The following is a 15,012-nucleotide window of genomic DNA, read 5'->3' as shown; positions in this document are numbered from 1 at the left end:
TCGCAAAACTGATAAGTTATTTGAAATATTTAAGAAATTGTGATTTTAGAATAAAAACAGATTGTTATAGTTACTAAGTGAATAAGCTGGATTTTTTACAGATTGTATGTAATCTGAGTGAATTGCTAAAGAATTTCATGGGATTTGTTGAATTCATCAGCAATAGGCTTTACCCACCTTCATTTTTTTAAGACAATAGTCGGGTCTTGAATATTTAATTCACTTATTTCTCTTTAAACATTCAATTTTTGGATTCTGACCTATGACAACCCCTTTAAACGAACGTCGTATTGCAAATGCAATTCGTGTACTTGCGATGGATGCAGTGCAACAAGCTAATTCAGGGCATCCTGGTGCGCCAATGGGGATGGCAGATATCGCCGATGTGGTTTGGCGTGAATTTTTACAACATAACCCGACCAACCCACAATGGGCAAACCGTGACCGCTTTGTATTATCGAATGGTCATGGTTCTATGTTGCATTATGCTTTGCTTCACTTAACAGGCTATGACCTTTCAATTGAAGATTTGAAACAATTTCGTCAGTTACATTCTAAAACTCCAGGTCATCCAGAATATGGTTATGCACCAGGCATTGAAACGACTACAGGTCCTTTAGGTCAAGGGATTGCGAATGCAGTTGGTTTCGCCTTGGCTGAAAAAACCTTGGCTGCTCAATTCAACAAAGAAGACCTAACCGTTGTTGATCACTTCACTTACTGTTTCTTGGGTGATGGCTGTTTAATGGAAGGTATTTCACACGAAGTATGTTCTTTGGCAGGTACACTGCAACTTGGTAAATTGATTGCGTATTACGATGACAACGGCATTTCAATTGATGGTGAAGTTGAAGGCTGGTTCAGCGATGATACTGAACAACGTTTCAAAGCATATGGCTGGCAAGTTCTACGTGTAGATGGTCACGATGCTGCTGCAATCCGTCAAGCAACGGTTGAAGCGAAAGCTGAAACCAATAAACCAACGCTGATTATCTGTAAGACCATTATTGGTTTAGGTTCACCAAATAAACAAGGTACAGAAGATTGCCACGGCTCACCATTGGGTAATGATGAAATTGCATTAACTCGTCAAGCTTTAGGCTGGACAGAAGCTGCGTTTGAAATTCCTGCTGATATTTATGCAGCATGGAATGCCAAAGAGAAGGGTGCTCAAGCAGAAGCAGCTTGGAATACTGTATTTGCAGCATACCAAGCAAAATACCCAACTGAAGCAGCAGAATTACTTCGCCGTATTGAGGGTGATTTGCCTACTGAATTTGTAGCTCAAGCGGATGCGTTCATTGCTCAAACCAATGAAAAAGCAGAAACTATTGCAACACGTAAAGCAAGCCAAAATACTTTACAAGCCTTTGGCCCATTACTTCCTGAATTGTTGGGTGGTTCTGCGGACTTGGCAGGTTCTAACCTGACACTTTGGAAAGGTTGCCAAGGTGTACAAGACAACGCTGCGGGTAACTACGTGCATTATGGTGTACGCGAGTTCGGTATGACTGCAATTGCCAACGGTGTTGCGTTGCATGGCGGTTTCATTCCTTACGTAGCAACATTCCTGATGTTTATGGAATATGCACGTAATGCTGTGCGTATGTCTGCACTTATGAAACAACGTGTGATCCATGTGTATACGCATGATTCTATTGGTCTGGGTGAAGATGGTCCAACACACCAGCCAATCGAGCAAATTGCATCTTTACGTGGTACGCCAAACCTAAATACATGGCGTCCTGCAGATACGATTGAAACTGCGATTGCATGGAAATCTGCTTTGGTTCGTAAAGATGGCCCAACAGCGTTGATCCTTTCTCGTCAAAACTTGCCATTCCAAACTCGTACTGCTGAACAAATTGCAAATGCTGCGAAAGGTGGTTACGTTCTTGCTCAAGAAAAAGGCGAGTTAAAAGCCATCATCATTGCGACTGGTTCAGAAGTTGCTTTGGCAATGGAAGCTTATGCTCAACTTGAAGGTGTACGTGTAGTCTCTATGCCATGTGCTGAAGAGTTCATGAAGCAAGATGCGGCATACCGTGAAGCTGTACTTCCTGCTGCCGTGCGTGCGCGTGTTGCAGTTGAAGCGGCACATGTCGACTACTGGTGGAAGTTTGTTGGTTTAGACGGCAAAGTGATTGGTATGACGACTTATGGTGAGTCTGCACCAGCGAAAGATTTGTTTAAATTCTTCGGAATTACAAGTGATGCTGTTGTTGCTGCAGTAAATGAATTGACTGCATAATTTATCGTATATCTGAAAAAAGCCCTGAATCATTCAGGGCTTTTTTCGTTTGGTTAAAAACGCCAACTCAAATCAAAATAACTCATGCTAAAATAGCTGCCCCATACTCAACTCCTCTTGGTAAATCGCTGCTTTGCAGCATGTGACCACAATGAAAATTTTCCCTTCTTCTGAATATAAGCAAATTATTCGATATTCACTGTATTGGTTGGTTGCATCGATAGTGATCGGGTTAATTTCGGGTTTGGCATCTACGCTCATTTTTACCTGTTTTGATTTTGCAACCCAAGTTCGGACAGCGTATCCCTGGTTAATTTTTTTCTTACCTTTTGTTGGTTTGGGAATTGGTTTTTTATTTTATCGCTATGGCACACCCATTGAACGGGGTACGCATTTACTGATTGATGAAATTCATGAGCCTCGCTCTTTTATTCCCAAACGCATGAGTCCACTGATTTTCTTTACTGCGATTTTAACCCAGTTTTTTGGTGGTTCAGCAGGACGGGAAGCACCTGCAGTCCAGCTTTCAGGGGCATTGACTGATCATATTGCCCAGTTGCTTAAAGTATCCAAAGATAACCGCAAGATTTTTCTGATTTCCAGTATTGGTTCTGGTTTTTCAGCTATTTTTGGTTTGCCATTGGCAGGTGCGATTTATGGTCTGGAGATTACGGCATTAGGCAGTTTGCGTTATTCCGCTGTATTTCCTTGTTTTGTCTCTTCTATTGTTGCGGCAAGTGTACCTGAGTTTTTTCACATCTTGCATCCACATCGTTTTTATAAAATTGCCAGTTTTCCTGAGTTCAATTTATCTGTCATTTTAAGCTTAATTGTTGCAGGTTTAATCTTTGGCTTGGTGACACGTTTCTTTATCGTGGCGATTCATACAGTTGGTGATTTTTTTGCCAAGTATGTCACTTTTATGCCATTTCGCCCGATGCTTGGCGGTATCATCATTATGTTGCTGACTTTGTTGGTAGGTCATCAACATTATAATGGTTTGGGTATCCCAACGATTATTGCGTCATTTCAAATGCCATTGCCGATGACTGATTTTATTAACAAAACAGTCTTTACTGCGATTACCTTAGGTTCAGGCTTTAAAGGTGGAGAAATTACGCCATTATTTTTTGTAGGAACAACATTAGGTAATGGCTTGAGTCAGTTTTTGCCTTTACCACTGTCTTTGTTGGCAGGCTTGGGCTTGGTGAGTTTGTTCTCTGGTGCGAGTAAAGCGCCGTTGACCTCAATTGTCTTGGCGATTGAATTATTTGGAACTTCTGTGTCTATTTATGCGGTCATTACCTGTTTGTTAGCTTATTTATTTTCAGGGAATTGTGGTTTGTATCGTATTCACAAACCTGATTATTCTGAATATAAATAATTGGATTTTATGTAATATTTTAAGCACATTAGAAATCAAAAGAAGAACAAAAAAGGTGTGTTGTATTGATCAGTTGTTTTGATGTTTTATGATTGAAAAAATTAGTGATTCTCAAACACTAAAAAGTGCCTAAGCGAACTTAGACACTTGATCTTATTGTTTTTTATTATTATGCAGCAAGTTCTTCACGAACCTGTTTTGCCATGTCTACAAGTTGTTTCAATGCAGCACGAGTTTCTTCCCAGTTACGGGTTTTCAGACCACAGTCTGGGTTCACCCATAGACGTTCGGCAGGAATGGTTTGTAATGCACCATCAATGACTGTACGCATGTTGTCAGCGCTTGGTGTGCGAGGGCTGTGAATGTCGTATACACCTGGTCCAATCGCGTTTGGATAATCTTGCTGATGGAACACTTCAAGTAATTGCAAGCCAGAGCGTGAAGTTTCGATGGTAATGACATCGGCATCCATTGCAGTGATTTGGGGTAAGCAGTCTTTGAAATCTGAATAACACATGTGAGTATGGATCTGTGTACCCACATTGGCGCTACTTGAACAGTGTTTAAATGATTTAACTGCCCAATCCCAGTATTCAGCTTGGTCTGCTTTACGAAGTGGTAAACCTTCACGGAATGCAGCTTCGTCGATCTGGATAATCTCAATCCCTGCATTTTGCAGGTCTGCGACTTCCAGACGAATCGCTTCGGCCAACTGTAAGCAGACTTCACGTCGTGTACGGTGTGGTGGGAAAGACCAGTTCAAAATCGTGACAGGCCCAGTTAGCATGCCTTTGACGATTTTGTCCGTCAATGAATTGGCGTATTTGATCCATTTTACAGTCATTGCATTTGGACGAGTGATATCACCCACGATGATAGGTGGCCGTACACAGCGGCTACCGTAAGACTGTACCCAACCAAACTTAGACAACCAGAAACCATCTAATAAACCTGCAAAGTATTCAACCATGTCGGTACGCTCAGCTTCACCGTGGACAAGAACGTCAAGATCAAGTTGTTCCTGTTGGTCAATCGCATAGGCGATTTCTTTTTTCATGGCTGCTTCATAGTCGGCATTGGACAAATTGCCCTTGTTCCACGCGGCACGCGCTGCACGGATTTCAGAGGTTTGCGGGAATGAACCAATGGTTGTGGTTGGAATCAACGGTAAGTTGAATTTCTCTTGCTGAACTTTGAAGCGTACTGCAAATGGTTCTGGACGAGATTGACCGACTAACTCAAATGCTGATAGAGCTGTTTTGTTGAGTTTTTCATTGGCATAAATGTTGCCCGTTGCTAAAGCCACCAGCTCATCGAGTTTTTGACGGGCAAATGCTAATTTACCATCAATTGCAGCAGGCACTTGTTCAGAGTTTAAATCGACAGGAACATGTAATAATGAACAACCCATTGATAACCATAGACGATCACCAAGCGCTTTTTTCGCTGTTTCAACCACTTCATTCAGTGCAGGTAAGTCACTTGCCCAGACGCTACGACCATTGATTACACCCAAAGACAGGATTTTATGGGTTGGCAGTTGGTCAATTACTTTCTTCCAGAAAAATTCGCCTACTTTTTCACGGGTAATGTCGATATGTAAACCAGCTACAGGAAGATTGACTGCTAAATTCAGGTTAGTACCTAAAGTTTCAAAGTACGTGGTGACAATCAATTTTAAACCATCACGACGTTGTAACAGGTTATAAACCCGTTCAAATGCGGCTTGCCATTCAGATGCCAAGTCCAGAACTAAAATCGGCTCATCGATTTGAACATAGTCTACGCCACGCGCTTTTAATTCATCAAAAAGTTTTGCATAAACAGGAATTAAAGCATCTACAAATTGTAAAGTTGCTTTATCTGCGGCAATGTCTTTGTGTTCTGCACCACAACCACATACATGCGTTGCTTCTGATTTTTGCTGATCATCTACAATACGAGATAAATACAGGAAGGTGAGTAGGCCAGGAACAACTACTTTTAATGGTGTGTTGAATGCCTTGGCACGCTCGATTTGAGCAAACAAGTCAGAAAAGTTAGCATTAAATGTTTGGTTGGCTATAAATTCAGGCACCAAGTAGTGATAGTTGGTGTCAAACCACTTGGTCATTTCCAGTGCTGCGACGTCTGTACAAGCAGGTGCACGGCCACGTGCCAAATAAAACTGTTGATCGACTGTGTTGAGTTTTGCTGCTTCATCAAAACGTGGTGGGATTACACCTAAGTGCACAGCATGAGTTAAAATGCTGTCATAAAATACAAAGTCGCCCACAGTCAATAAAGATAAACCTGCATTGACTTGCGCTTGCCAGTTACTTGCTTCAATGGCTTGTGCTTTGCTTAAAAATTCAGCTTGGGTACTTTCGCCTTTCCAATATGCTTCTTCGGCAAATTTAAGTTCGCGTTTTGCACCAATACGCGGATAGCCTAAAATATGAGTTTGAATGGTCATGGAAGATTACCTGAAATTATATATTAATAAAATTCATTTGATGAAATAATAGTGGAATAGAATTCATGTTGAAGCAAACTAATTAATTTCATGTTATAGTGAATTAAATTCAATTTAAGATTGCTGTATGTTAGAAATTCGACATTTAAAAACTTTAATTGCTTTAAGAGAGCATGGTTCACTGGTTTCTGCAGCCAATGATCTGTGCCTGACACCTTCTGCGATTTCGCATCAGTTGAAAGAGTTAGATTTGTGGTATGGCGTAGAAGTGGTCAATCGCCGTAGCCGCCCTGTACAATTTTCCAATGTCGGACAGCGGTTATTAAAACTTGCTGATGATATCTTGCCGCAGATTCAGATTACCCAAAGTGACATTACCCGTATTGTGCATGGACAAACGGGGCGGATTATTTTTTCATCAGAGTGTCATAGTTGTTTTGACTGGCTCATGCCACTGCTCAACCAGTATCGTCAGCAATATCCTGATGTTGACTTGGACTTTGCTTCAGCGTTTGAATCAAACCCGCATGAATTACTGCAAAGCGGTGAGTTTGATTTGCTGATTACCGCAGATCCAATTGCGCTTAAGGGCATTGAATATTTCCCAATTTTTGAATACGAATCTCGTCTGGTCTTGTCAAATACCCATCCTTTGGTACGAGCGGATCGTATTACCGTACAAGAGTTGGCGGAAGAAACTCTGATTACTTATCCAGTCGATAAACACCGCTTAGATATCATGTCGCACCTGTTTATTCCTGCCAACATTCAGCCTAAAAATATCCGTACTACCGACCTCACCCAAATGTTGATTCAACTGGTGGCAAGTGGACGGGGGATTGCGGCATTGCCAGACTGGGTGGTGAATGAATACGAACAGAAAGGTTGGGTGACCAGTCGCCGTTTAGACTGCGTTTCTCCACAAGGTTTACGCCGTACTTTGTATGCAGGGTTTCGTACAGAAGAGAAAGAGAAAAATTATTTTGAAGGTTTTTTAAAACAGTTGGATAAATTTTCTCAAAAAAGAACGAGTTATTATTCTTCTTAAATGATGCATTTCGATGGATTCAGTTTATGCTCTCTTTTGAGAGCATAATATTTACATGATTTTACGAGTGGTTAATCAATAGAGATAACATTCCCGCTGCAATCAATGGGCCTACAGGAACACCACGCAGTAAAGCTACCCCAGCCACAGTTCCAATGAGTAAGCCTGCAACAACATCGGGTTGATTACTCATGAGTTTAACTCCCCGACCACCGAGCCAAGCGACCAATAAGCCAATCACAATGGCTAAAATAGACTTATAACTCACAAATGATTTTAAAATCATTTCTCCTGGAATTTTGCCACTGGCAATCGGTGTCAGTACACCAATCGTTAAAATGGTGATCCCAATACTGAGAGCATGCGTTTGTAAAAATGGAAAATATTGATCAAGCGGGGAGATGCGAACCACGATCAGTAAGGCACTGGCGATGGTCACTGAGGAATTGTGACTAAGAATACCGCAAGCAAGAAGCACAATTAACGCAATTAAGTTTAAATCCAAAGATGAAGTCATGTGCAGTTCTCAGTTGGTTCAATAACCAAGCATTCTAACTGAAACAGTCGGAATTTTCATAAATCGAGATTATTTCCTAAAAACTGCGTAAAATACCACAATTTAAAAATATCGAGATCATCTAGTGCTGTTGGAAAAAATTTTGCAATCTCAAGGCTTTGGTTCACGTAAAAAATGCCAGAACCTGATTCAGCGAGGTCTGGTTAAAGTCAATGGCGAGCTTTGTGATCAACTCAAAACCCAATTTGATCCGCAAGACTTGGAGCTGCAAGTTGGAGAGCAAGTATGCCGTTATCGTGAACAGGTCTATATTGCGTTAAATAAACCACAAGGTTATGAATGTTCACATCAAGCACAATATCATTTTAGCGTTTTCGAACTGTTTCCAGAATATTTGCGCGAACGTGGTATTCAGACCGTCGGGCGACTGGATCAGGACACGACGGGTTTAATTTTGCTGACTGATGATGGTAAATTTTTACAGGCACTAACTCATCCTAAAAAACATGTCGATAAAGAATATTGGCTGACCACAGCCGACCCGATTACTCCAGAGCAAATACAGGCTTTAGAACAAGGCGTTGAACTACGCAATGAAAAAGGAATTTTTCAAGCCACACAGCTCCAACAAACATCCGAGCATGAATTGCACATGACCATTCATCAGGGGGTTTATCATCAGGTCAAGCGTATGATGGCTGCAGTTGGCAATAAAGTCATCGAATTGCATCGCCATCGGGTAGGGCAATTTGCATTACCAGAAGAACTTAAACATGGTGAATGGATTTATCTCACGCCTGAACAGGTTGAGTTAGCAACAGTGCGTACCAAAAATTAGATTACCTTAAAAAACAGTGAAAGGTCTGAAATTCCTGATCTTTCACAAAACCCATTTTTTCGTAGAGCTTATGGGAGATGATATTGGTTTTCTGGGTTTCAAGTGTAATGCGCAGTGCATTTTCATAGCGGGCAAAGTGAATCGCAGTATCAATCAGTTGTTGTGCAGAACCCTGACGTCGATAGGTGGGTGTGACATAAACATCATCTAAAATGTAGTAGGTTGAACAGGTAACAGAAGAAAAACCTAAATAGAGTAAAATAAACCCAGTAAAAACATTATCTTTAATATGAATAAAAATAACACTTTCTTTATTATCAAAACGTTGTTTTAGAAAATTGAGTGATTCTTCAATATGAGAAGATGCTCCATAAAATTGTCTATATTCATCAAATAGCACCGCGAGTTGTGGTAGATCTTCAGCAGTTGCACGTCTTACAATCATGGCATACTCCATTGCTGTGTTTGATTTATTATTCTTTTTGAGAATAGCAAAAAAAAACTCAAAGAATGAGGCGTATTGTAGAAAAATGTAATGCCATTAACTCTGCGAATTTTCTTTTAAGATTGCATCGAGTTCATCAAAAATATCTTGATGATCAGCCTCCTCTGACTCAACAGCTGAGGGTGATGCAGAAAGTTGGTATTTTTTTAGTTTGAGGAGTTGATCCAAATCAATATTTTGATTTTCTATAGAAAAAGGAATAGATCTGGTCAGAACAACCTGTTTGAAAAATAAACGAACAGCCTGTGCAGGCGTAATCCCCAATTGCTTAAATACTGCAAAAGCCTGTTTTTTTTCTTGTGAGTCTAAACGTACTTGATAGACTTCTGTTTTTCTCATGGCTAAAACCAGAACAAAAATAAGTATTGATCCATTTTAATCAAATCATAACGAAATTCAATGCATATGTTATGGTTGTGTCATTACAAAAATAAGTCATTTTGTGATGTGAATCTCATTTCTTGCGTGGTAATTGGGTCATAAAAGTGAAGCGCTTTAGCAAGAAGTTGAAGTGGCTGAGAAAAATCGTCGTCTGCTTTATGAGCAACAACAGGATAAAACGGGTCATTGCGAATTGGAATTTGCAACGCATTTAAGTGTACCCGTAACTGATGTTGCTTGCCTGTTTTTGGGTGAAGGATATATTTTGCCCAGTTTTGATTGTGTTCTAAAAGTTCAATATCGGTTTCACTATTGACTGCGCCTTCAACAATTTGCATGGTGTAGAAAGGTTGACCCTTTTCCATACGATACCGAGTTGTGATGGGAAATCTGAGGTCAGCACGGTAGGGGGCAATCGCATGATAGATTTTTTCGATTTGTCGTGTTGCAAACAATTGTTGATATACACCGCGCGTTTCAGGTCGCTTGGAAAATAATACAATTCCTGCTGTTTCACGATCTAGTCGATGAATTGGAGTGAGTTCAGCATTGCCAGTTTGTTGCTTTAGACGTACTAAAAGGGTTTGTTGTACATACTGCCCTGTAGGTGTCATGGTCAGAAAATGCGGTTTATCAACCACCAGTAAATCATCATTTTCAAAAATAATCTGGTGTTCAAACGGAACAACGATTTCATTTTCTAAAAAACGATAATAATAAATATGCTGATTACTTTGATAAGGTGTCCGTTGGGTGAGTTTTTCACCTGATAAATCAAAAACTAAACCATCATCAAAGCGTTGTTGCCATTCTGTTGTTTGAATATGCGGAAAATGTGCACAAAGAAAAGCAAAAATTGTGTCATGTTCAGTTTGTGGAATTAAAAATACTTTACTGGCAGTAACACCATGCATCATCGGTGGAACGAAAACATCCTTTGTATTTGAATTTTTTAAATTTTTCAAAATATCAGTCATTTAAGTTCTTTCCAATGGTGAATTTGATCTGTGATAAGATGCGAATAATTGCGTAAATTTGCTTTTAGTGCAATCATATTGCAACCCTAATTTCATGGTTGCAAACATGGGTACAATTACAAAACGAACAACAAGTAAAGGCGAAACTCGCTATAGAGCTTTGATACAAGTCCGTAAGCAAGACATCAATTTTAATGAATCTCGCACATTTAGTAAAAAGGCTTTAGCGGAAGCCTGGATAAAAAAGCGTGAAGCAGAAATTGAGGAAAACCCAGATATTCTACTCGGAAAGAACTCAACTGCCATGATTTTGGCAGATGCGATTGATCAGTACCTGGACGAAATCAATGAAGCAGTCGGTACATCTAAACGCTACAAGCTGAAATTCTTTAAGCAATTTCCATTTTGTCAGCGACGTATCGACCAACTCTCCAGAGAGGACTTTGCTCAGTATATCTTGCAACGTCGTGCTGGTATTCCTGAGATGGGGCTAGACCCAATCGCCAAGTCAACTGCGGATCAGGAGATCCAATATCTGCGTTCTGTGCTGAACCATGCTGAGTTGCTTTGGAATCAGCCATCGGTAGTGAAAGAACTCGAACAGGCTGCACGTGGCTTGCGTAATGCACGGCAGATAGCAGGGTCTGAAACCCGTAGTCGTCTGCCAACAAGCCAGGAACTGCAAACGCTCACCAGTTACTTTTATGATCGTTGGATGAATACCAATACCACCATGCCGCTGCATTTGATTATGTGGCTGGCGATCTATACGTCTAGAAGGCGCGGAGAGCTGTTTGGCTTGCGTTTAGACGATTATGACCCTGAACATGGTGTTTGGCTTGTACGTAACATCAAGAATCCAAATGGTGCTCAGGGGAACAATAAACGCTTTAAAGTATCTGCTCAGGCAAAACAGATTATCGATCAGTTACTAGATCCGACTGTGCGTAAGAAGATGATGCGCTTAACCGATGATGATAGTTTGTTGATCCCACTAGATGCTGGAGCAGTAACTCGTGTATTTACCAAAGCCTGTAAGATATATGGCATAGAGGATTTGTGGTGGCATGACCTACGCCATGAAGCTGCGACACGTTTGGCAGAGCAGGGGCTAACCATTCCTCAGATTCAGCAATATACGCTGCATGATAGTTGGTCGAGTTTGGAGAGGTATGTGAATCTGGACTTGATTCGGAAAAATGTACTTGAGTTTGATAAAGCAATCATGAATAGGTTTATGCAACAAAGCCACTAAATATCAGAAAGCAGATGGTACGTGGATTAGAGTTTAATTTGAAAATAGAGCGGGAGGATAAAATGAATTTTTTAAGAAAATCAGAATTAATTAATTCTATACTTCAAAAAATTGCATCTTTGGCTGTAAATGATTGGCGAAATATTATCTATTATACTGAAAGACTTAGAGACAATAATATTGGATTGAGAAATAAGGATACAGCCTTATGTTGGGTTGGTGATAATCTAAAATTATATACAGATGATTATCCTTTACGTTCTTCTATGGAACCTTATAAAACAATCAATATTCTTTTTGAAGAATGTGAAAAATCTGGTGATAATTGGTGTGCTTTATCTTTATTTTTAGATCATCATGGTAAATATTCTTCTAAGTTTTATTATGAAGGTACACCTTTACTTAATGGAAACGATGCTGAGTTATCAAAAAGATTGGCAGAAATAAATCCAACTGAAAACTTATAATCGAGAAATCAGTAAAAGAAGAATTGGGGTTGAGCATGTATTTGGCAGGCTCAAAACCTTTAAGGTTCTTGCTAGATGTTATCGCAATCGAGGAAAAAGACTGGGTTTAAGATTTAATTTGATTGCAGGAATCTATAATTTAGAGCTGAGTAAAAAATGATTTATGAAAGAGGTCTATTTAAGAACAAAATCGCAAGTTTCAGGTTTATATGGAGAGTCAAATACTTGCGTTTGTATACGATAGCTTTCCAGTCGATTAATCAACATTTCCTGAAAATGATCAATTTTGACCTTTGGATTGTTTTCGATACAGATCGACTTGACCAAAGGTCGATAGTCACGGTGAATCGGATCTGCTTACCACTGCCATGAAGTACATGCGGAACAAAGTATCCCACTTAATAGTGATAAAATTAATTTCTTATTTTTCATATAAAAACTGGCATATTTAAAGACAGCAGAATTATAACGTGATGAACGATCAATTCAAGCATTAAGCTTATCTCACTCCACCTAATAACAGTAGAGTGAGATAAACTGGTTTATGAGCAAGTTGAACAAATCTCACTTAAAATCATTAACCAACCAGTTTGGCATTGCGCCCTATAAGGGCTCAACGAGGCAATATACCGCAAGCTGGAGCTGCAACTCCACTAATAGCTCCAAATTCAGAATTCTTTTTTAAATAATGCCAACCACAGTAATGCAAAAAAATACTTAGGATTTTCTATTGGTTCAAATGGCATATTAAGTTGACCTAATATTATTTGATAATCAAAATCACTTGACGACAATACTTTTGATAAGCTTGATTTAATTAAATCTTTTGAATGCATATCTAGATCATCATAAGTAGAAACACAAATTTGATTAAAAATTTTTAAAAGTTGTTCATCATTAGAGGGATCTATGCTTTGTAGATCTCTCCATTCCTTATCATCAAGCATTTCATAATCTAAATCTTTAATGAGAGTAATTATTGCAGATATTTCTCTGTTATTTATCATTTCTAAAACTCCTAATTAATGACCCAATATTGAAAAGGCTGTTACTGGTAGGGTACCCTAAGTTACTAAAATTTAGTAAACCTAAGAGAATTTTGGCATTTTTATGTTTGTGCAACAAAGCCCATTTGTAGTGCCATTTTTAATTTATTTATTAATATAGATCGATGTTTAGAATATTTTTCATCATTTGATGAAGATGATTCGGGTTTTTCTGAAAGAGTAATGGATCATCATTAAGTGAAGTTAATGAATCTGAAGTTAATTTTTTTGGTGGCGGTGGGGGAGTAACCTCACACCAAGATTTAGTATTAGTATCATAAAATTTTATTTGAATAGTACTCATAAAAATTATTCTATTTAATGTGATTTTGAACACATTATAATAATTTTTCGTATATGCCTAATGAAACTTTAGTGCATCACCTCATTTGTGCTGCACTAATTAAAGTTTAATTTTCACCCATTCATCGCCACAAAGTCTTGCTTTGCAATAATGTATGTGCCTTTTTCTTACCACTATAACTTTTCTTCTGTTTTTTTAGGCCTTTGGATTGGAATTTCAGTGGCATCTACAATCACCACATTCCAGTCTATACCGTCACCTTGGGGTAATTCTTTCGGTAAATTAAATAAACCTGATCGAATCAAAGTATCCTCAACTTGACGAACAATTCTAGATGCTGTCGGCTCTGATACGCCATAACTTGTAGCAACGTGAAATAAGGTGTGATATTCACGCCAATAGCTGAGACCAAGTGAAATCTGATCTTCAAGGCATAGTTTGGGTGATCTGCCTTTAGCAGGGATTTGCATCTGCATTTGTTCAACCATGAGAGAAAATATTGAACGGGATATGCCTGTATAATGCTTAAACTGGAAATCAGGAAGCTTTTTAAATTCGGGATATTTCATGGCGCAATGATGCTTTAAAATCTAAAGTTTTGCAGAATGTTTTTTGATCTAAAAGTTGTGTGTTTTTTGATTTATAAAAGAGATCTATTATTTATTTTTTTGTTATTATTTAAGGTCACATAAAAACAATTGCCAAGCATCAACAAGCTGTGCATCATCTAAAGCTTTTTTAAGTTCATCAGATATAAAAATTGAATGATTTAATTCTGGATCTTGCCATAAATCGACATCACAATTTACAGCTTCTTTTTTAATTGCTATAGCATGATCTTTATAATCGGCATGGTATAATTTATAAATTTGATAACCTTCATGTTTCGTATAAGAATGCTTATCTAATTCCTTAGTACAATATTCCGGATATAAATAGCTTCTTAGCTCAGCAATATTAAGAAAGTAATATGTTTGATCATTTACAGGTTCATTTAATTTAATATCAAAAAAAGATAATGGATAAAGAGTACTTTGCCCCAAACGAAATTGTTTAAGCACGTTAGCACATGCCTCTGTCAAAATTACAAAGCCATCTTGTGTACGAAAAAAACTTGGCAACTTGACTGTTTTACCAAAGCCATGTGCATATAAAATAGTTGGTGCATTGTTTGGTTCTATTCTTTTACTTAAATGATATTGATCTACTATTTCTATTTTTGTATTACGCAGTTGCTTTCTGTATTTTTTTTCTTCTTCTGAATCGCCTTTTATTTTGTATAGTTCAACATAGTCAAACTTACCAGGAAAAGATAAATCAAATACCCGATAGTTTTCATCAAACATTATAGTTGTAGTCCATACATTGTTAGACATAGTTTTCCCCTGTGTGTTTACAAAATTGAGTGGTAAATATTAACAGTTAAAGTGAATTTTTATTAGATGAAAAAACCAATAGGTGATAGAACTTGTCGTTCCAATGTTTTTATTCAAATCAAATTTCATTACCAATGAAATTTATAGTAAAATTTCCAATAAAAAACAAAGCAATCAGTAAAATGTATATAAAAATAAGAACTTGATA

14 protein-coding genes and 1 pseudogene are annotated in these 15,012 nt (G+C 38.4%); 7 read left to right on the top strand and 8 right to left on the bottom strand.

The features are described from left to right. The first annotated feature begins 262 nt into the window (after positions 1 to 262). Positions 263 to 2,251, top strand: coding sequence for a transketolase (gene tkt / locus F975_RS09615; protein ID WP_004752753.1), 1,989 nt, complete (start codon positions 263 to 265; stop codon positions 2,249 to 2,251). Positions 2,252 to 2,402: 151 nt separating this feature from the next. Then, on the top strand, positions 2,403 to 3,635 hold the full coding sequence (locus tag F975_RS09610; RefSeq protein WP_004752751.1) for a chloride channel protein: 1,233 nt from the start codon (positions 2,403 to 2,405) through the stop codon (positions 3,633 to 3,635). Between the two features lie 169 nt (positions 3,636 to 3,804). Here F975_RS09610 and metE read toward each other — a convergent pair whose 3' ends face one another. Beyond that, positions 3,805 to 6,090, bottom strand: coding sequence for a 5-methyltetrahydropteroyltriglutamate--homocysteine S-methyltransferase (metE, locus tag F975_RS09605; RefSeq protein WP_004752749.1), 2,286 nt, complete (start codon positions 6,088 to 6,090; stop codon positions 3,805 to 3,807). Between the two features lie 127 nt (positions 6,091 to 6,217). On the opposite strand from metE, the gene F975_RS09600 reads away from it, so the two are divergent. Beyond that, complete coding sequence (locus F975_RS09600; RefSeq protein ID WP_004752747.1) at positions 6,218 to 7,138, top strand: LysR family transcriptional regulator; 921 nt, start codon at positions 6,218 to 6,220, stop codon at positions 7,136 to 7,138. Between the two features lie 61 nt (positions 7,139 to 7,199). Here F975_RS09600 and F975_RS09595 read toward each other — a convergent pair whose 3' ends face one another. Continuing rightward, positions 7,200 to 7,655, bottom strand: coding sequence for a DUF441 domain-containing protein (locus tag F975_RS09595; protein WP_004752744.1), 456 nt, complete (start codon positions 7,653 to 7,655; stop codon positions 7,200 to 7,202). 124 nt (positions 7,656 to 7,779) lie between these two features. On the opposite strand from F975_RS09595, the gene F975_RS09590 reads away from it, so the two are divergent. Next, on the top strand, positions 7,780 to 8,493 hold the full coding sequence (locus F975_RS09590; RefSeq protein ID WP_004752742.1) for a pseudouridine synthase: 714 nt from the start codon (positions 7,780 to 7,782) through the stop codon (positions 8,491 to 8,493). A gap of 1 nt (position 8,494) precedes the next feature. Here F975_RS09590 and F975_RS09585 read toward each other — a convergent pair whose 3' ends face one another. The 3 genes from F975_RS09585 to F975_RS09575 form a co-directional block, all read right to left on the bottom strand. Further along, the gene (locus tag F975_RS09585) at positions 8,495 to 8,938 is read right to left on the bottom strand and encodes a GNAT family N-acetyltransferase (protein ID WP_004752740.1); all 444 of its coding nucleotides are present in this window, start codon (positions 8,936 to 8,938) and stop codon (positions 8,495 to 8,497) included. A 96-nt stretch (positions 8,939 to 9,034) separates the two neighbouring features. Then, positions 9,035 to 9,337, bottom strand: a complete 303-nt coding sequence (locus tag F975_RS09580; RefSeq protein WP_004752738.1) for a type II toxin-antitoxin system RelB/DinJ family antitoxin — start codon at positions 9,335 to 9,337, stop codon at positions 9,035 to 9,037. 83 nt (positions 9,338 to 9,420) lie between these two features. Further along, positions 9,421 to 10,356 carry a pseudouridine synthase gene (locus F975_RS09575; protein WP_004752736.1) on the bottom strand — a complete coding sequence of 312 codons (936 nt, stop codon included), beginning with the start codon at positions 10,354 to 10,356 and terminating at the stop codon, positions 9,421 to 9,423. 106 nt (positions 10,357 to 10,462) lie between these two features. Here F975_RS09575 and F975_RS09570 point away from each other — a divergent pair, with 106 nt between their 5' ends. The 3 genes and pseudogenes from F975_RS09570 to F975_RS15500 all read left to right on the top strand — a co-directional run. Next, complete coding sequence (locus F975_RS09570) at positions 10,463 to 11,611, top strand: tyrosine-type recombinase/integrase (RefSeq protein WP_034426297.1); 1,149 nt, start codon at positions 10,463 to 10,465, stop codon at positions 11,609 to 11,611. A 62-nt stretch (positions 11,612 to 11,673) separates the two neighbouring features. Next, on the top strand, positions 11,674 to 12,078 hold the full coding sequence (locus F975_RS09565; RefSeq protein WP_004752732.1) for a hypothetical protein: 405 nt from the start codon (positions 11,674 to 11,676) through the stop codon (positions 12,076 to 12,078). Between the two features lie 31 nt (positions 12,079 to 12,109). Then, positions 12,110 to 12,238, top strand: a pseudogene (locus F975_RS15500) (IS5/IS1182 family transposase); the annotation flags it as partial. A 508-nt stretch (positions 12,239 to 12,746) separates the two neighbouring features. On the opposite strand, the gene F975_RS09560 reads toward F975_RS15500, so the two are convergent. The 3 genes from F975_RS09560 to F975_RS09550 all read right to left on the bottom strand — a co-directional run bounded on the left by F975_RS09560 (position 12,747) and on the right by F975_RS09550 (position 14,804). Continuing rightward, the gene (locus F975_RS09560; protein ID WP_004752730.1) at positions 12,747 to 13,085 is read right to left on the bottom strand and encodes a hypothetical protein; all 339 of its coding nucleotides are present in this window, start codon (positions 13,083 to 13,085) and stop codon (positions 12,747 to 12,749) included. Positions 13,086 to 13,601: 516 nt separating this feature from the next. After that, on the bottom strand, positions 13,602 to 13,997 hold the full coding sequence (locus F975_RS09555; RefSeq protein ID WP_004752728.1) for a transposase family protein: 396 nt from the start codon (positions 13,995 to 13,997) through the stop codon (positions 13,602 to 13,604). A 105-nt stretch (positions 13,998 to 14,102) separates the two neighbouring features. After that, positions 14,103 to 14,804 (bottom strand): hypothetical protein, encoded by a 702-nt coding sequence (locus tag F975_RS09550; protein ID WP_004752726.1) that lies wholly within the window; start codon positions 14,802 to 14,804, stop codon positions 14,103 to 14,105. Between the last annotated feature and the right edge of the window lie 208 nt (positions 14,805 to 15,012).

The sequence above is a fragment of the Acinetobacter brisouisimilis genome (genome assembly GCF_000368265.1).
Lineage (GTDB): Bacteria > Pseudomonadota > Gammaproteobacteria > Pseudomonadales > Moraxellaceae > Acinetobacter.
Note: the sequence above shows the minus strand (reverse complement) of the source record. Positions and strands in the feature narration are given on the sequence as shown.